This window comes from Exiguobacterium sp. s6 (genome assembly GCF_018618155.1).
In the GTDB taxonomy this organism is placed as follows: domain Bacteria; phylum Bacillota; class Bacilli; order Exiguobacteriales; family Exiguobacteriaceae; genus Exiguobacterium; species Exiguobacterium mexicanum_A.
Genome location: NZ_JACSLN010000001.1, coordinates 732,937 through 751,019, shown reverse-complemented (window position 1 = coordinate 751,019; position 18,083 = coordinate 732,937). Strand labels below are relative to the sequence as shown.

The following is an 18,083-nucleotide window of genomic DNA, read 5'->3' as shown; positions in this document are numbered from 1 at the left end:
CTCAAATGTTCTATCCAATAATTTTTTTCGATTTCTATTTGAGACGGCGTGAGACCGTGATACGATGAGAAAAACAGAACGCTTGTTCGTGAAAAGGAGAGGTGGCTATGCGACGTCGGATTTTTTGTATCGACAGCGTCTCGTTCTACGCCAGTTGCGAGTGCGCCGCCCGCAAGTTGAACCCGTACAAGACAAAGCTCGTCGTCTTATCGAACCTGCAGGACCACGGTGCCCTCGTCCTCGCCGCGACGCCGCCGATGAAGCAGCTCGGCATCAAGACCGGCTCTAGACGGTTCCACATCGACCGGTTGCCGTGGCATGAGCGACGGCACGTCATCTACGCCGAGGCCAGGATGAGTCATTATTTGAACGTGTCCGTCCAAATCGTCCACATCTTGCATCAGTTCGCACCGCCTGAGGCGATCCGCGTCTACTCGGTCGACGAGACGCTCGTCGACTTGACCGGGACGGAGCGGCTGTTCGGGAACGATGCGCACGTCGCCCGCCTCATCCGCTCGACCGTGTTCCGCTATACCGGCATCCCGGTCACGATCGGCATCGGGCCGAACAACGTCCTCGCCAAGCTCGTCCTCGACCTGCATGGGAAGAAGACAGGTGTCGCCAGCTGTTTCCTCCACGACGTCGAGAAGTTGATCCACCCGGCCCCGATCGGCAAGATGTGGGGCGTGGGGGCGAAGATGGAAGTCCATCTCCGGCGGCTCGGCATCGAGACGATCGGTGACCTCGCCCGCTATCCGCTCGAGACGCTCCATGAGAAGTTCGGCGTCATCGGCGCCGAGCTGTGGCATCACGCCTGGGGCATCGATGAATCGCCGACGATCCTCCCGCCGAGCTCCCTGTTCGGGGCGAAACGGCAGCGGCCCCGGACGATTGGCCACGGCATCACGCTCATGAAGGACTATGCGACGTACGCGGCCATCCGGCTCGTCCTGCAGGCGATTGCGGTCGAGGTCGGGATGCGGACCCGGCAGGCCGGTCTCGTCGGCGGGAGCGTCCATCTTGGCGTCCGCTACACCCGGACGAGCGAGCGGCGCGGGTTCAGCAAACAAAAAAAGCTCGTCCGCTTCACAGCGGACGAGCGCGAGTTCTTGCCGGTGTTGTTAACGCTTTTCCTCGACGCGTGGGACGAGACGGAGGCGGTCCGTTACGTCTCGGTCGCCCTCGGCAAGCTCGAGCCTCGGAGTGACCACGTTCAGCTGTCGTTCTTCGAGGACGAGTGGGCCCGGGCACGCCGATTCGACTTCCTCGATCTCGTCGATAGCTTGAACGTCCGCTTCGGCCGCGGCACGATCCGGCCGGCGTCGAGTTTACTGAAAGACAGTCCGCTCCGGACGCGGCAACGCCTCATCGGCGGACATAAACAAGGAGGTGAATCGTCATGAGCCAGACCCGCTACAAAGACCGCGGTGAATTGAAATGGATCCCGTTCCTCATGCCCGAGCACGTGGCGCTGCTAAAGAAATATTACGCCCACGTCCAAAAGATTGAGCTGCCCGATTTGGATGAGCAGTTGCTCTATCTGTGGCAGACCGAGCTTGAACGCGCCATCCGTGAAGGTGATGCCGTCGAGCTGACGCTGTTCGATAACGGTATGACCCACGTCATGCGCGGTTATGTCCACGCCATCTATTATGCCGAGCGTGAAGTCGAGCTATTCGACACGGACGTGCGCCGCATCCCGTTCGGTCAGATTCTGTCCGTCCGTTAAGACGCGTCAATCGCTTCCTGCGTCGTTTCGAACGTGTCGACGTGATCGAGCACGCCATAATGCTTGAGCGTCTGGCGCACGGGTGCCGACAAGTGCGCGAAGACGACACGACGGTCGGCCGCTTTCAACTCTCGGACGACGCGGCGAATCTCTTCGACGGCCGTCACATCGATGACCGGACAACGGTGGAAGTTGAAGATGAACACGTCGGGCTCGTTATGGATATGATGCAACACGTGCTCGAACATCTCGATCGCCCCGAAGAAGAGCGGTCCCTCGACGCTGAAGACGACTTGACCGTCGCGCGTCACGTACCGTTCCGTCTGTTCGCGGACGTCGATCGTATCGGCCATCCGTTTCGCGAACAAGGCGAGCGCACAGATGACCCCGACCTCGACGGCGACGACGAGGTCGACGAACACGGTCAGCCCGAGCGTGATCAGCAGGACGAGCGATTCGGCCGACCGATGTTTGAGCATCTCGAAGACGTGGTGCCGCTCCGACATGTTCCAGGCGACGCGCATCAAGATCGGGGCGAGTGCGGCCAGTGGGACGTAACTCGCGAGCGGTGCCAACACGAGCACGGCGAGGAGCACCGTCAACCCGTGGATGACACCGGAACGGCGGCTGACGGCCCCGGCTTGAATGTTCGTCGCCGTCCGGGCGATGGCGCCGGTCGCCGGAATGCCGCCGAAGAACGGAACGACGACGTTGGCGAGTCCTTGCCCGAACAGTTCCTTGTCGGGGTTCATCTTCGTGCCGGCCATGCCATCCGCGACCGCACCCGACAACAGCGATTCGAGCGCCCCGAGGAAAGCGATCGCGAACGCCGACGGGAGCAGCGTCGCAATCAAATCGAGGTCGATTGCGAGCCAGTTGAACTCAGGCAGTCCGCTCGGGATACCGCCATAGGCGCTGCCGATTGTCGCGACTTCTCCTGGGACGACGAGACTGACGAACGTCGGCACGAGCATCGCCATCAATAACAGCGGCAATTTCACGGGCAGTTTCGGTACGAGCCAGAGCGTCAAGAAACCGATGGCGGCAATGAAGACAGGCCATAAGCTCGCTTCATGTAACGACGTCACGAGCTGAAGGAAGTTCTCGTGGAAGTGCGGCGCCTTCTCAAACGTGATGCCGAACAGTTCGTCGAGTTGGTCGACAAAGATGACGACGGCGATCCCGGCCGTGAACCCAATCGTGACAGCGCGCGGCATGAAGCGGATCAGTCGTCCGACACGGAGCACGCTCATGAGGAACAACAGGACCCCGGCGAGGAACGTCGTCACGAGCAACCCTTCATAGCCATGCGCGAGCATGACGCCCGAGACGATCGGGATGAAGGCGCCGGTCGGTCCGGCGATTTGGAACGTCGAGCCCCCGAACAGGCTGACGATAATCCCGGCGATGATGGCCGTGTACAGACCGTACACCGGTCCGACACCGGAGGCGATCGCGAACGCCATCGCGAGTGGCACGGCGACGACCCCAACGGTGATCCCGGCCGAGATGTCTTTCTGCCATCCTTGGCGTGATGTCATGAGGTTGTCCATTCTTGCATTCCTTCTTTCTATTCAGTCGAAAACGAGTTCAGTGTACGCCTGTCCCTGCCCTTTGTAAACGACTCTGGCGAAACGTTAACATAATCGACAAAACAAAAAGACGCATCGCGATGGATGCGTCGAAGAGTGACCGGGGTACAAAAACAAATTCATATTTCAGTCAATCGAGAGGTGGCGAACTGTTTCAGTGCGTCACATAATACGAACAGCCGGGTTGTGATGGCTTCCTTGCTTCCATAACGAATCGTATCCTCCCGTGTCAATTCTTCTTGAAGTAACAGCTGATGGTGAAGGTAAGCCGTCTCGAGTAATTGGAGCAACTGCTCTCCTCTTACTTCTCGAACAATCGACTGATCTCCGTCACTGTAGCCTGCAAGAAACCCTTCTGCCATTCCCTTTAATTGTGCTTCATATAAGTCAAATCGATGCCTCTGATAGCGCTCTGTTTGTGAAAGAGCGACAAAAAAGGTCTCGTATAAGTTCATGAAATTGCCAGCCATGCCTCGCGGTGCATAAACGATCGGATAAGGATCAATCAAACAGACGCGATTGCCGTGCAATAAAATATTTTCAGGAGACGCATCTTGATTGACGAGACTAGGGACGCTGACTTGATCGTTGCGAAGTGCTGTCGCCGCGTTGAGCATTTGTTCGACTACATCGTCTTTAAACTCGGGATACATGGTACATAACGTTTTATAGTCTGCCAAGTGCTCGGCACTTTCTTCCCGGATAAACGTGTGAAGGTCCCCGCTTAAACTGCCGTGTAATCTCTTCTCGTCCGTCCACATCAAATAACCTAACCCCTCGATATCGTGTCGGATTTGATCGGTTTTTCGATAAATCTCGCCAATCTGAGCCCCGACCTGCACAACCTGTTCTTTCGTCATTGCATGTAAAGAAAGAGGGACACCTCCGAATGACTCTAACGTATACGTGAACTCAGCAGACACGTAGAATTCAAAAAAGTTTGGAGCAGCTCCTTGAACCGCGCGATTCACGGACTGATAATACAATTTCGTAGCGGCGTACTCTGCCATCAGTGCGTCATAGTCAAATAAGACAGGCTTTCCGTAAGCAATTTCTTTCGGAATCCGCAACACTAGTTCGCGACCGTCTTTTGACACTTTCCATGCGTCATGCCACGCACCTTCACCAAGAAAAATGGGTTCGGTGACACCAGCATGTCGGAACGCCTTGATTCTTTTTTCTTTGGTCCTTTGTTGAATCGTCATCGACATATTCAATCCTCCATTGTTCAATTCTATTTAGCGTATTACCTTGACTCGAACGACCAAAGTAACTTTATTGGAAATTACAGTAAATACTTTGTTATGGTTACTCTAAAGTGAAACACATAAAAAGGTAAGTCGTGACGACAACAGATCCAATTAATATGTGCATGGTATTAAAAAACGTCTACAGCTTTACTTAGAAAATGAGGGATGATACGATGAGTACGAAGTATCAACTGACATTCGAAGATTTTATGGCGCTACAGAAAGACTCATTAAAGAGAAGCGAGCATCATAAAGCTAGATACAATATTACAACCATCGCACTCGCCATGATGGTCTTCTTGCTCGGCTTTATCGTTCTCCATATCATATTGCCGATGTCTCTCTATTTTTATACTCTCTATCTGAATTCGGAGAACACCTTTAAGCTTATTGTAGTGTGTTTAGCTATCATCCCCGTCATTTTAATGAGACCACTTATAGGAAAGTATTACGATTTTGTCACGCTTCGTAAACTTAAATCTGCTTATAAAAATGATAAGCGATGGCCGCGCGACGTGACGTTGCACCTTCACGAAGCTGGGATTCACGTAACTTCGTCTTATGTCAGTGGGATTAAAAAAACCGATGTGGCATGGGAGTCCATTAAGGTTGTTGGCGAAAACGACCATCACTTCTTTTTATACTATGAAACGAACGAAGCGATTATTGTCCCCAAAGTGATTCCTGCACTGAATGAATCAGAAAATAGGGCGCTTTATGATCTAATAGTTCAACACTTGAGTCGTAATTCAAGAGGAACTAGTTGAATGTCTCGTAGAAATGAGGAATAGATCGATGGTTGTAAAGTATCAAATATCATCTGAAGATTTTATGGCGTTACAAAAAGACTATGTAAAAAGAGGGAAAATTCATCGAATAAAAGCTAACATTCTATTTGTATTATTAACGGCAATGGTATTTTTATCTGGAATCATAGTTTCCATTCTCGTATTACCTCAATCGGCATACTTGATGTCATTTACTTCGTACCAACTCTTACCAATCTTCATAGGCATCATTCTCGCAGCGCTAATGATACGCCCTGTTAAAAAGTTTTACGCCTTTGCTATAGGGTTACAACTCAAGTTCATGCTGAGGAACGATAAACGATGGCCACATGATGTCATTTTGCACATACATGAAACGTTTATCGACCTTACCGTCATTCGTGAAAAGATGAATACAACTACACAGATTGCTTGGGAATCGATTAAAATGATGGGGGAAGACGGTAAAAACCTTTACCTATATTATGAAGAAACCGAAGCGATTATCGTGCCTAAAAGTAACCCTGAAATGACTGAATCAGAGAGCCGAATACTTCATGATTTGGTCAATCAACACTTGAACCGTCACGAAGTAAATGAATAGTGAGAGAAAACCGAATAGTACTAAAAGACAGAACAAGAAGACGCAACCACTGTGTGATGGTTGCGTCTTCTTCAATTCGTCGGTGCCTCGACGACTTGGTCGCCCTCGTCCGCATCTTCCCCGAGCAGACGGACGTGACGGCCGAACAGCCACATGACGACGAGGTGGGCTTTCGCCTGCGTCTTCGTATAGAACCACCACGGCAGCGCCGGCACGAACTCATGGATGGCGACGAGCCCTTCTTCTGACTCCGGGAGCCGTCTGAACTCGAGCCGGCCGGTCTTGTCATCCTCACTCAACTTCGCGAACATGCCGCCGTCGATGGAATAGGACGCCATGTCGTCCGTCGCCTCGTCTTCGAGCGACAGATGGAGTGCGACGAGTGACGGACGGAGGAGCGCGATTTCCCAGTCATCGTCTTCTTTCGTCGTCTGGATGAGCGGATACGCGAGCCGGCCGAGCCACTCGAAATACGTGTCGGCCATCCATAGCACCGACTTGTTCTCCGGCAGACCGAACCGTTGAATCGAGCGGACCGTGTACTGTTGCGGCGCTTTTTTCTTCTTGCCGCCGCCTGACTTCTGTTTCTCTTCTTCCTCAAGTGCGTGCTCGACCGCTTCCTTGAACGGGATTTCTCCTTGTTTGACGCCGGTCGTGTCTTTCGCGACCATGGCGTGGCCCATGCTCTCGACGAGCGGATAGACAGTATCTTTCGGCTCGCCTGTCACCGCCATGACCCAAAGGCGGGACAATTTGATCGTCGGGAATGGGAAGTCGATCATGACGCGACGTTTGCCCATGACCTCAGCCGTGTCTTCAATCATCTTCCGATACGTCATCACCTCGGGTCCACCGATATCGATATGATGGTCGTACAGCGCCTCGGCGCCGACGACGGAGATGAGCGCCTGGACGGCTTCACGCAAATCGATTGGATGCGTCTCCGTCCTCGTCCAGTTCGGGAGAATCATGACCGGCAACCGTTTGACGAGCTTCGCGAGAATCGGGAACGACGAGCCTTCTGGACCGATGATGAGCCCGGCCCGAATCGTCGTCACCGGCACCCCTTGCCCGCCGAGAATCCGTTCGACCTCGAGCCGGCTCTTCAAGTGACGTGACAACGTCTTCGACTCTTTCGGAATGATGCCGCTCAAGTAGACGATTTGTTCGATGTCGTTCGCTTTTGTCGCCCGGGCGAAGTTGTCGGCGATGAGCGCGTCCATGTCTTCGAACGTCGCCTGCGTCAACCCGCCGTCCGGAATCATCGAGTGGACGAGGAACATGGCGTAATCCGCCCCCTCGCACGCCTCACGTGTCTGTTCATACGAGAACAAATCGCACGACCGCCATGTGATGTGGTCCTCGTCTTCCTTGTTTTTCGTCGAGCGGGACAAGGCGATGATGTCATATTCTTCTTTTAAATGGTCCATCACGTTCGAGCCGATGTAGCCGCTCGCGCCCGCGATGACGATGGTTTTTCGCATAGTGGTCACTCTCCCCTTTATTTACACATAAAGGTACTGTACCCGTCTTGGACTGAGATTAAATCAGTCCCGCGCCCTACAGTATGTACTGGAAAATTTATGTAAACTAAACTCAACTACAGGCAGAGGAGGAATGGCTATGGGAGTTTGGTATTTCTTGATGCTATTGATCGGTGGAGGGCTCGTGATTCGCGGCCTATTCAAAAAGAACACAAGCGGGCTGATACGCTTCGGAAGCCTCGTCATCGGCGGTCTGTTAATCGCACTCGGTTTGTTCATGTTCCAAGACGGAAGTGATGCGATTGTAGCGGATTTGTTTAACTTGTGGTGAATATTTCCGAACTGATTTCACGTTGGATTACGCTTAAAATGAAAACGAGTCGAGCCTTGTCCTAAAGGTTCGACTCGTTTTATGTCTTCGGTGTCCAATTGGATTCACACCCATTTTGCACCGCATAGTCATACAGAGGAGGAAGTTCCATAAGACATCATTCTGCATATACGACCACGGGATAAAGTGATCTGATCGCCGTGAATCTGTTTAAGTGGCTACATACAGTAAAACAGATGGCGTAACCGTGATTCAGTAAAATCTGTTTGAATTCGTCGAGCGATTGACGGGCCGAGACGAATTCGATTTCACTCAAAATCTGCTCCATCGCCTCGCATGTATTATATTTTTTTAAGAAGACTGTGCGTATAAATCCTATCATTTTATCATCGCGTTAAAGACGATGAATATTTTTTGGGAGCCTTGCCCACTCTGCAGTCTAAACTGGTCGACGGAAGAGTTGTCTTCGAGTGAATCGTTCCCAAACTAGCTAAGCTATTATTCTGCAAAAAGACAATTCGAGTGAACTAGTCACGCCTCATTATAATTAAATCATAGGAAAATTTTTGATAATCACGTTGTGAAAGGATAATAAATATCAAATAAATAACAGGTTATCACATACCCTAGTAGGTTAATAACAATAAACGACCTAATACGATTAATTCGCGCTAAATGGCCTGTCCTTGTTTTTTCTACCGTGATAAATAAATTTGATTGATGATCCCAGGATTGAAAATCGTCCTATCTTTGGTGTAATAAAAGTATTCTTTATAGTAGTTATCTTTGACAAATCCCCATTCGATAAAATGATTTGGTTCGTTAAGAAGAAACTCTAAAATTAATTTTTGGGCCAAATTTACTGCACCAGGTCTCAAACTGACTATTTGTATAATATCATTTATTGCTTCTTCGATATTTTTCTTTAGAGATTTCGACAAATTGGGGTAAGAATAAAATATAAAAATCCACCATACTTCTTTATCTTCAAAAATGCGATTCCAATTAATTTTACTAACCTTACTTTCTATAATTTTATTTAGACGATTATTAAAACTTCTCATATAAGAAGTTTGTTTAAAATACATGCACATAGCTGCAAGAACCACTGGGTTGTCTTCTTCAAAAATTTTATTACTAATGAGATTTAATTGTTTTTCAGGAATTTCAATTTGGTATAAACCAAAAAATAATAATAAATCTATCCAATCACTAGGAAAACTTTTAAATATTTTTTCTCCAAATCGTTCTATACTTCTCTCACTCGAAGGAGTTATATCTAGTTCAAACTTATCTTTTAAGAGAGTTAAAATTCTAATGATTTTTTGTGTTGAGGTATAAGTAATATCGGTTGAATAAAGTAAGAAAACAACAGTTACTAAGTCATTTTCATTGATACTAAAATTAATTTCGTTCTTATTTAAATGCTCCAATTTTTTTAAAATTACAGAAAGAGAATAAGACGTCACTAAATCTTTCTCCCCAGTTTCCTCTAACAAAATTCGATACTTGTTACTTATGCTTGTATACTTTACTTTTTTATTATTTTGTCGAAACCAGGAATTGATTTCTTTAATTAGAGTAAGTTGATTATCATCAAGATTTAATTCACTCGCTACTTCATCAGGAATGACCTTGTCTTTACTTTTATAAAATAATTTTTCTAGTTCCGGCACAAATTCTTCTGCTTTATATTTCCATTTATTAAAACTGATACTGTTATCAAATCTTTTTAGTTTTGCTTCATTAATTTTCAAATGATATTTATTTAAAACATCTCTCACAACTTTTACAATTTCAGTTTCAATTTCAGAATGATTTGAAAAAATAAAATAATCGTCTACAAAACGAAATATTCTATAATCGATATCGTTTTCTATCCTCATTTTCGATAATGTCTCTAGTATTTCCTGGTCAAGATGTACAAATAAAAATTCAGCTGCTAATCTCATAACCTCCGGTCCTACTAATATACCATTCGTTTTTGAACCATTTAAATTTTGAAGAAAAGAATCTAAATTACTATAAATCGAGCTAGCATTTTTTAAGTTTTTTGAGTCATAGGTTTTATTACTGATCAGCCATTTAAAAGAATGAGTATATATACTAGAGAAACAATCTTGAATATCGATTCTTATTAAAGCATTAAATTTGTCTTGAGAATAATTGAACACATTACTATTATAAAACTCTGTTATGCGCTTATAAGGTTTATGTCTAAAATAATCTCCACTAGATTCTAAACTAATTAAAAGTTGTTTTTTTTCATTTTCATTAGTGTAATAAACCGTTTGATTGTTATCTTTTTTGTAATATAGATTATTAACTCTAAACGGGGTTCTTAAAGAATAAACAGATTTCTTTTGAATGATGTTTAACAAGTCATACTCAAAAATTTCAATAAATAGTAATGATTCAACTAAACCAAGAGGATTAATAAATGAAATTTCCCGATACTTCTCATCTTTCTTTTTGACTTTGTACTTTAAAGGAACAGAATGCCATGAGGCGTCAAACTTTTTAGAAGTAGACATCTTAGTAAGCTTAAGTATACTGTTATATTTTTTTTTATTTACTAACAAATACTCATATAAATATTTATTAGTAAAAAAGTTTCCCTTTTCGTAAGGCAATAAGTCTGATATGACGTAATCTAATTTTTGTCTGTTAAATTTACTTTCCATATAAAGTTGACCTTCCTTATCAAAATGATATATTTAATATACACAATATCAAGGGCATTACTTTTGTAGTCATACAATTGTAAGTCTTTAAAAGGAGTAGCAGACTGTTTTCATTTTGTCTGCTACTTTTTCACTTTAATTATGCACATGAAAAAACTTAATAGCCAAATCAGAATAAGATTTATTAAGTGTACTTACCTGGTACAGCTGTCTCAGACACTTTTCCAGTTTTTCGTACTTCCATCCCAGTTTAGGATGCAATAAAATAGCTTTATTGTTTTTAAAATTTGCTAAATAAAATCCATTAATTACTTTATTTTTAATCAATAATGGTATAGTGACTCCTAACTGACGAAACAGTATACAAATATCTTTCGCAAAAAAATTTTTAGTTTCTCGTGTTATCCTTTCATAAGGATTTTCCTTTTTCATAAATCGTTTTAATTCTTTGTATGAATCACTAACTCCTCTAACTTGCCAACGAAACAAATTATTATTTTTTCGTTTCCCATAAAAAACAATCCTTTTGTAAAAAACATCTAGTCTAAAATCTAATTTTTCTAAGTCACCTGTATTTTGGAAATCGATAATATAAGATCTTAATTTTTCTTTATATTTTTGCAATTTGGAAAGAGCAATCCCAAAATTAAATTCCCCATCTTGTCCTTTATTAAATTGATATCCAAGATACTCTATACGTATATTATTTTCTTTCAAAAAACATTGAGTTTTAGTAATGTTTAGTTTAGTTTTAACCCCGAAAATTTCTTTTAAAATTTTAGATAAAAGTTTGTCAATGAATTTTTTCTCAAAGGATTCATCTAAAATAATTAGACCATCGTCAACATAACGCGCGTAAAAAACACAATTATCTTTAAAAATCTCTTTAATTCTCATGTCAAATTTTTTTCCTAAAATCTCAATCATAGAATTATGAATTCCTACACCAGGAACAAAAAGTTTATGTTGATTTACATACTTTTCAAAAAATTTTTTTTCATAAGAATGTAAGTTAAATAACCTCTCTATTTCCTTTACTGATTTAGACGTATCAACACTATAGAAGAAAGATTCAATATCAAATTTATAAATCGTATATTTATGAAACATATGTAAGTCAGGAATTATATTCATTAATTCGTTGATGACTGATGATCTATTGGGAAAAGTAAGTTTCCCATATTTATTAATAAGAAGTTTATAATAATCTAACTTCATAAGTTGAGATTTAGAAATAGAATTTTTGTCAATCACTTCTCTACTGTTTTTTATTGATGTTACATAATTAGGAATTCTAATATCACTTTTAATAAAGTCTTTAACAACTTCAACCTCTTCTTCATATAATTCAGATAATGTTTTGTATATGCTGTATCTCAAAAAATCCCCTCCATGGCTTTAAATTTTCATTTAGCCTTAATAAATTATTTTATATAAACATTATACGGTTACCTTCAATTTTATGGGATATCATTTTTGATAATATCCCATAAAACTAATTTATTATAATAAAAAAGTGTTGAGCCGAGTAACCTCGCATTCAACACTTTTTAAAATTTATTGACATATGTTTTTTTAGATAATTAATGGAGACCGCGGGAGTCGAACCCACGTCCGAAGGTATCGTAACGTATGCTTCTACTTGTGTAGTTTATCGATTAAGTCTCAATGAGGCATTATTAATAAACAACGTTATCACATTCAGGTCAAAGGCTTGTGATTCACAACCTATAAAAATCATGCAGTGCAGTACACTCGTCATTAGAGAGTTTATTAATCACACTTGGATTCTTCATATTCCAACATGTAAATGCTGCAATCGTTGCGGATTTCTTTGACCTATGTTGAGAATCAAATCGCAGCTGATTAGCAAAAGGACAAATAAGAAGAGGGCCATCCATGCATAAAATATGCACGGACGACCCTCTTCTTTCATTTCAACTTCTTATAACAGAACACCGGAAGTCAGCTAAGCGGTCTGATCATTCACCAGCTTGTTTCTTCTCATTTTTCTTCTGCAAATATGCTTCTCGAATCTGATTGATTTTATCTTTTTTATTCGACACAGCTGGTTTTTTTCCCTCTTGATACTTGGCAGCAGCCACTTTACTTTTCGTATCTAACTGATATTTTCCCATTTGATTCACCTGCTTTCATTTCATTGTGATTGAGTTGCTCCATAAAAAATCAAAAGACCTTCTAATCTCAATGAAATTAGAAGGTCTTCATTAAAAATCATTGATTGCAGCCATCGCAGACTGCTTAAAAATGGAGACGGCGGGAGTCGAACCCGCGTCCGAAGGCATCGTAACGCATGCTTCTACGTGTGTAGTTTATCTATTGAATCTCAATGTGACACTGCCGATAAACAGGCGTTGTCGCATCCAGTCTGATTCATCTCTTCTTCGCGCCCTCAGACGGCGAGGTTGAAGCGTAGCTTGCTTAGTTTGAGACCCTGATAATCATCCACACAAGCGATGGATGTCAGGATCCGCAGGGCACTTAGGCTGCTGCGAGTTGTGTGTTAGTTTTGCCAGTTATAGGCGTTTGCGTTTTAACGAGGCCGACCCCTCGACACGCCACATACGACCGACCTACCCCCGTCGAATCCATAACGTCCCCGAGGTGGTAATTGGTACTACAACAACTATACCACAATCAGGTCTTGCTGTCAGTATTTTTGCCGGTCCCGGAGTGCCCGGTCGACGTCACGCTTCGCGTCTTTCTTCTTCAAGTCGTCGCGCTTGTCATACTTCTTCTTCCCGCGCCCGATGCCGAGGAGACATTTGGCGAAGCCGTTCTTGAGATACACTTTGAGCGGGATGATCGTATACCCGTCACGCCCTTGCGCGCCGATGAGCTGATTGATTTGCTTCTTATGCAACAATAGCTTTCGGACACGAAGCGGCTCATGGTTGAACCGGTTCCCTTGCTCAAACGGGCTGATATGACAGTTGTGAAGCGTCGCCTCGCCACCGTCAAAGCGGACATAGGCGTCGGCGATATTGATCTTCGACTGGCGCACCGATTTAATCTCGGTCCCCGTCAACACCATGCCGGCTTCAATCGTATCTTCGATCGCATAATCGAAGGACGCTTTTCGGTTTTGCGCGAGCGCGTTCGAATCTTTCTTCTTGGCCATAGACATTCAGTCCTTTACTTCAATATGGAGGAGGGGTCGCCCCCTCCCGTCAGCGACGCTTCTTCGCTCCGCGTTTGGCGTCGCCTGTTCGTTTTTGACCGTCTTTCTTTTTCAAGTCGAGTGCCGAACGTCCTTGCGACGTCTTCGGCTTCTCGCCTGGTTTGGACGGTTTGCCGGCTTGACCTAGTTTCCCTGGTTTACCCGGCTTGCCGCGCTTCGGACGTTTGTCGTCACGGCCGCGGCCTTTTTTATCGTCCTTCTTCGGACGACCTTCCGTCGCTTTGATCGTCGTCGGTTGGCGACGGCGCGACTGTTCCCGCTTCGGCATGCCGACGACGGTGAAGTCGATCGTACGCTCGTCCAAGTTGACTGCGTCGACCTTGACGCGCACCGCGTCACCGATGCGGAACTGACGTTTCGTCCGCTCGCCGAGCAACATGAGCTGCGACTCGTCGAAGTGGTAGTAGTCATCCATCGACTGGAGACGAACGAGTCCTTCGATCGTGTTCGGAAGCTCGATGAACATCCCGAAGTTCGTGACACCGCTGACGACGCCGTCGAACTCTTCACCGAGACGTGATTCCATGTACTCGGCTTTCTTCAAGGCTTGCGTCTCACGTTCGGCATCGACCGAACGACGCTCGCGTTTCGACGCCTGTTCGGCGATCGAACCGAGACGGTCCTCGTACTTGGCGATCGTCTTCTCGGACACGTCGCCGTTGAAAGCATACGTGCGCATGAGACGGTGGACAATCAAGTCCGGATAGCGGCGGATCGGTGACGTGAAGTGCGTATAGAAGTCGGTCGCGAGGCCAAAGTGACCGAGCGAGACATCATCATACTTCGCCTGTTGCATCGAACGGAGCATGATCGTGCTGATGACCGGCTCTTCCGGTTCACCCGAGATCGCCTTCAAAATCTTCTGAAGCGTCTTCGGTTCGACCTTCTGGCCTTTGAACCGCTCGATATGCACGCCGAAGTTCGCGACGAAGTCGAAGAAGAAATCGAGTTTATCCGATTTCGGGTTATCGTGCACACGATAGATGAACGGCACGTCCATCTTGTGGAAGTGTTCGGCGACCGTCTCGTTGGCCGCGAGCATGAACTCTTCGATCAACTTTTCGGCAACCGAGCGCGGACGCAAGACGATGTCGGCCGGTTTGCCTTCTTCGTCGACGACGACTTTTGCCTCGGCGAAATCGAAGTTGATGGCACCGCGCGAGTTACGGCGCTTGCGGAGCACTTCCGCGAGCTCGGCCATCAAGTCGAACAACGGGATATACGGCTCGTACCGTTCGAGCGTCGCTTCGTCGTCACGTTCGATGATTTCACGGACGTTCGTATACGTCATCCGCTCCGTCGTCTTGATGACACTCGGGAACAGCTCATGGTGGACGACCTTCCCGTTTTGCGGGGAGATCTCCATGACGCAGCTGAGCGTCAACCGGTTGACGTGCGGGTTGAGTGAACAAATCCCGTTCGAGAGACGGTGCGGCAACATCGGGATGACGCGGTCGACGAGATACACACTCGTCCCCCGTTCGAACGCCTCGACGTCGAGCGGTGACCCTTCCGTCACGTAGTGTGACACGTCGGCGATATGGACGCCGAGCTCATAGTTACCGTTGTCGAGTTTCTTGACGTGGACGGCATCGTCCAAGTCTTTCGCGTCTTCGCCGTCAATCGTGAAGATTGTCTCGTTACGAAGGTCGACACGGCCCATAAAGTCCTTCTCGTCGGCCTCGTCCGGCACGGCGTTCGCCTGGTCGATGACATCTTCCGGGAATTCCGTCGGGATGCCGTGCTTATAGACGATCGACAAGATGTCGACGCCTGGATCGTTCTTGTGTCCGATGATGCGGACGACGTCACACGCTCCGGCGAAACGTCCGTCCGGATATTTCGTGATGCGGACGACGACTTTATGGCCATCGACGGCACCGAGCGATTTGTCCGGGTTGACGACCGGCCAGAAGTTGATGCGCTTGTCATCCGGCTCGATGAAGGCGAACTGGTCGAGGCGTCCGCTCGGGAGCGTATACGTCCCGACGAACTCCGACAAGCCGCGCTTCAATACTTTGAGGAGCACGCCCTCGGTCTTGCCGCGGTTGTCCTCGCGCTTTTTGACGAGGATCGTGTCGCCGTGGTAGACGTCTTTCAATTGGTCGGGCGGAAGGAACACGTCCTCCGTCTCCCCTTCGACCGATAAAAAGCCGAAGCCGCGTTGGTGAATCGAGATGATTCCCGCTGCTTGGCCGAGCACGGCGAGCGTCCCGTAACGGTTCGTCCGGGTGCGGCCGATTAAGCCCTCTTCTTCGAGGGTGTTCAAGGTGCGGATGAGCTCTTTAAAGGCATCCGTCGACTCGAGCGCGAGACGCTCGGTCAATTGGTCCACCGTCAGTGCTTTATCACTGGCTTGGATGATTTCTAGTAGTTGGTCACGTAAATTCAACGTGACACCTCCTTTTTAGACTGACCAGTCTAACGTTTCGAGAAAATCGAGCACGTCCTGGTGCAGTTTCTCTTTTTCTTTATCGAGTGTGATCACGTGTCCCGACTCCTCATACATGAGCAGTTCTTTTTGGAACGCGTTGATCGCCTCGTAAATTTCGTGTGCAGATTCAGGATCGACCATTTGATCTTTCGCCCCTTGGACGACGAGCGCCGGGACGAAAATATCTTCGAGTTTTGTCGTCGTGTCACGGACGAAGGCACGGAGGTCCTTGAGCGTCGGCATCGGTTTGAAGTCCGCCATCTCCTGTTCGATCTGTTCAGGTGATTTGTCTTCTCGAGATTTATATTCTCGAGCGTAGGCTTTGACTCCTTTGTATAACCGATCTTCGGCATCGATTCCGGTCGGAGCGCACATCGGGATGACGCCTTTGACGTTTTCCTCCGAAGCGAGGCGAAGCGACATGACGCCGCCGAGCGAGAGGCCACAGACGGCAATCTCCTCATAGCCTTTCTCTTTCAACGACTGGTAGGCGTTCATGACGTCTTCCCACCAGTCCGCCGGTCCGTACTGAAGCAATTCTTCCGGCGGGACGGCATGACCCCGATACTGGGGACCCATACACGTATAGCCTTCTTTTTGCAGGAAACGACCGAGCATGCGGACATCCGCGCTCGATCCGGTAAAGCCATGTAACATCAACACGGCACGTGGTCCGCCTTCAAAGAAGAACGGTTTCGGTGCTGTAATCTTCATTGCTAACGTCATCTCCTCATACAATCCATTATTCCCAAAAAATAATTGAAAAAAACAAAAGCCGACCGCCTCACGTAAAAATCGAGAACGATCAGCCTTTCATCATAATGATGCGACTAGTAATCCTAAAATGAAAAACAATGTGCCTAGTACAGCTGCAGTTCGGTTCAAAACAGCGTCGAAGCCGCGCGCTTTCTGGCGGCCGAACAACTGCTCCGCGCCACCTGCAATCGCCCCAAGACCTTGCGACCGACCTGACATGAGCAGTACGACGACAATCAATAAAACAGCCACGACGAGCAGGCTGATTGTAGCGATCGTTTGCATAGTAGTCAGTTCCTCCTTCTTTTTACACGCTTCTTATTATATAGAAGTTGGCGTCAAAACGCCAGCGTTCAAATTATCGGGATGGGTAGCTGAACCCTTCCCCGATAACCTCTTTCACTTGGTGGATGACGACGAAGGCACGCGGGTCGGTCACTTCGACGATTCGCTTGAGCGGACCGATTTGACGCTTGTCGACGATCATATACAACATGTTCTTGTCCTGCTTCGTGTAGTAGCCGTGGCCATGGATAATCGTTGCCGAGCGGCCGAGCGTCTCCGTCAACACGACGGCAAGTTCTTCTTGCTTGTCGCTGATGATCGTGACGGCCTTGCGGATGTTGAGCCCTTCGGCGACGAGGTCGATGACCCACGAGCCGATGATGATAGCGATCAACGTATAGAGCACGACCTGCTCCCCGAGGATGAATCCCGACGCCCCGACGACGATGGCATCGATGATGAACATCGACACGGCGACGCTCATGTGCAAGTACCGCTCCATGAGGCGGGCGATGATGACCCCGCCCCCGGTCGTCCCGCCGACGCGGAGCACCATACCGATACCGACCCCGATCATGATCCCAGCGTAGACGGCCGCGAGCAGTTTGTCCTCGGCCGGGCTGCCCCAACTATGGGTCAAGCTGAGGAAGAACGATGTCGAGATGACGGCGACGACCGAATAGACCATCGTCCGTCGGTCGAGCAGCTTATAGCCGACGATGAACAACAGACCGTTCCCGATGATCGACGTGACACCGAGGTCCCAGCCGAATAAGTAGTACAGGATGATCGTGACCCCGAGCAGGCCGCCTTCCGAGAAGTCGTTCGGGACGGTGAAGTAGTTCACCCCGAACGAGAGAATGAATGAGCCGGCGATGATCCAGGCGATATCCTTCAAGGAGATCGATTGGAGCTTCTTCCAGACTTGTTGACGCAGTAGATGTTGTTGCTGACGTTTCATCAAT

Annotated in this window: 16 protein-coding genes and 1 other RNA gene; 5 read left to right on the top strand and 12 right to left on the bottom strand. The window is 47.2% G+C overall.

What is annotated here, in order from left to right; all coding sequences use genetic code 11:
• The first annotated feature begins 107 nt into the window (after positions 1-107).
• Both KNP75_RS03915 and KNP75_RS03910 read left to right on the top strand, forming a co-directional pair.
• Positions 108-1,403: a Y-family DNA polymerase gene (locus tag KNP75_RS03915; protein ID WP_215189912.1), complete on the top strand. Its 1,296-nt coding sequence runs from the start codon at positions 108-110 to the stop codon at positions 1,401-1,403.
• Positions 1,400-1,729 carry a YolD-like family protein gene (locus tag KNP75_RS03910; protein WP_215189911.1) on the top strand — a complete coding sequence of 110 codons (330 nt, stop codon included), beginning with the start codon at positions 1,400-1,402 and terminating at the stop codon, positions 1,727-1,729. Before KNP75_RS03915 ends, KNP75_RS03910 begins: the two co-directional genes overlap by 4 nt.
• Here KNP75_RS03910 and KNP75_RS03905 read toward each other — a convergent pair.
• Both KNP75_RS03905 and KNP75_RS03900 read right to left on the bottom strand, forming a co-directional pair.
• Positions 1,726-3,282 carry a SulP family inorganic anion transporter gene (locus tag KNP75_RS03905; RefSeq protein ID WP_215189910.1) on the bottom strand — a complete coding sequence of 519 codons (1,557 nt, stop codon included), beginning with the start codon at positions 3,280-3,282 and terminating at the stop codon, positions 1,726-1,728. The two genes, KNP75_RS03910 and KNP75_RS03905, sit on opposite strands and share 4 nt — an antisense overlap.
• Positions 3,283-3,440: 158 nt before the next feature.
• Positions 3,441-4,532: a phosphotransferase gene (locus KNP75_RS03900; RefSeq protein ID WP_251128189.1), complete on the bottom strand. Its 1,092-nt coding sequence runs from the start codon at positions 4,530-4,532 to the stop codon at positions 3,441-3,443.
• 212 nt (positions 4,533-4,744) lie between these two features.
• On the opposite strand from KNP75_RS03900, the gene KNP75_RS03895 reads away from it, so the two are divergent.
• Together KNP75_RS03895 and KNP75_RS03890 are read left to right on the top strand one after the other, a co-directional pair.
• A complete protein-coding gene (locus KNP75_RS03895) occupies positions 4,745-5,338 on the top strand; it encodes a YcxB family protein (protein WP_215189909.1) in 594 nt (197 codons plus the stop codon).
• Between the two features lie 28 nt (positions 5,339-5,366).
• The gene (locus tag KNP75_RS03890) at positions 5,367-5,942 is read left to right on the top strand and encodes a YcxB family protein (protein WP_215189908.1); all 576 of its coding nucleotides are present in this window, start codon (positions 5,367-5,369) and stop codon (positions 5,940-5,942) included.
• 71 nt (positions 5,943-6,013) lie between these two features.
• Here the strand turns inward: KNP75_RS03890 and KNP75_RS03885 are convergent, their stop codons facing one another.
• The gene (locus KNP75_RS03885) at positions 6,014-7,426 is read right to left on the bottom strand and encodes an NAD-dependent epimerase/dehydratase family protein (protein ID WP_215189907.1); all 1,413 of its coding nucleotides are present in this window, start codon (positions 7,424-7,426) and stop codon (positions 6,014-6,016) included.
• Positions 7,427-7,565: 139 nt separating this feature from the next.
• Here KNP75_RS03885 and KNP75_RS03880 point away from each other — a divergent pair, with 139 nt between their 5' ends.
• Positions 7,566-7,757: a hypothetical protein gene (locus KNP75_RS03880; protein WP_215189906.1), complete on the top strand. Its 192-nt coding sequence runs from the start codon at positions 7,566-7,568 to the stop codon at positions 7,755-7,757.
• A gap of 695 nt (positions 7,758-8,452) precedes the next feature.
• Here the strand turns inward: KNP75_RS03880 and KNP75_RS03875 are convergent.
• The 9 genes from KNP75_RS03875 to KNP75_RS03835 all read right to left on the bottom strand — a co-directional run bounded on the left by KNP75_RS03875 (position 8,453) and on the right by KNP75_RS03835 (position 18,079).
• Complete coding sequence (locus KNP75_RS03875; RefSeq protein ID WP_215189905.1) at positions 8,453-10,441, bottom strand: RNA-directed DNA polymerase; 1,989 nt, start codon at positions 10,439-10,441, stop codon at positions 8,453-8,455.
• Positions 10,442-10,576: 135 nt separating this feature from the next.
• Positions 10,577-11,821: an RNA-dependent RNA polymerase family protein gene (locus tag KNP75_RS03870; protein ID WP_215189904.1), complete on the bottom strand. Its 1,245-nt coding sequence runs from the start codon at positions 11,819-11,821 to the stop codon at positions 10,577-10,579.
• A gap of 602 nt (positions 11,822-12,423) precedes the next feature.
• The gene (locus KNP75_RS03865; RefSeq protein ID WP_215189903.1) at positions 12,424-12,579 is read right to left on the bottom strand and encodes an alcohol dehydrogenase; all 156 of its coding nucleotides are present in this window, start codon (positions 12,577-12,579) and stop codon (positions 12,424-12,426) included.
• Positions 12,580-12,707: 128 nt separating this feature from the next.
• Positions 12,708-13,063, bottom strand: a transfer-messenger RNA (tmRNA) gene (gene ssrA, locus KNP75_RS03860).
• 49 nt (positions 13,064-13,112) lie between these two features.
• Complete coding sequence (gene smpB / locus KNP75_RS03855) at positions 13,113-13,583, bottom strand: SsrA-binding protein SmpB (RefSeq protein ID WP_029595066.1); 471 nt, start codon at positions 13,581-13,583, stop codon at positions 13,113-13,115.
• A gap of 49 nt (positions 13,584-13,632) precedes the next feature.
• A complete protein-coding gene (gene rnr / locus KNP75_RS03850) occupies positions 13,633-16,035 on the bottom strand; it encodes a ribonuclease R (RefSeq protein WP_215189902.1) in 2,403 nt (800 codons plus the stop codon).
• Positions 16,036-16,050: 15 nt separating this feature from the next.
• Positions 16,051-16,791, bottom strand: a complete 741-nt coding sequence (locus KNP75_RS03845; RefSeq protein ID WP_029595064.1) for an alpha/beta hydrolase — start codon at positions 16,789-16,791, stop codon at positions 16,051-16,053.
• 102 nt (positions 16,792-16,893) lie between these two features.
• Positions 16,894-17,118, bottom strand: coding sequence for a preprotein translocase subunit SecG (secG, locus tag KNP75_RS03840; RefSeq protein ID WP_012726902.1), 225 nt, complete (start codon positions 17,116-17,118; stop codon positions 16,894-16,896).
• A 73-nt stretch (positions 17,119-17,191) separates the two neighbouring features.
• Positions 17,192-18,079 (bottom strand): YitT family protein, encoded by an 888-nt coding sequence (locus tag KNP75_RS03835; RefSeq protein WP_251128188.1) that lies wholly within the window; start codon positions 18,077-18,079, stop codon positions 17,192-17,194.
• Positions 18,080-18,083 lie beyond the last annotated feature (4 nt).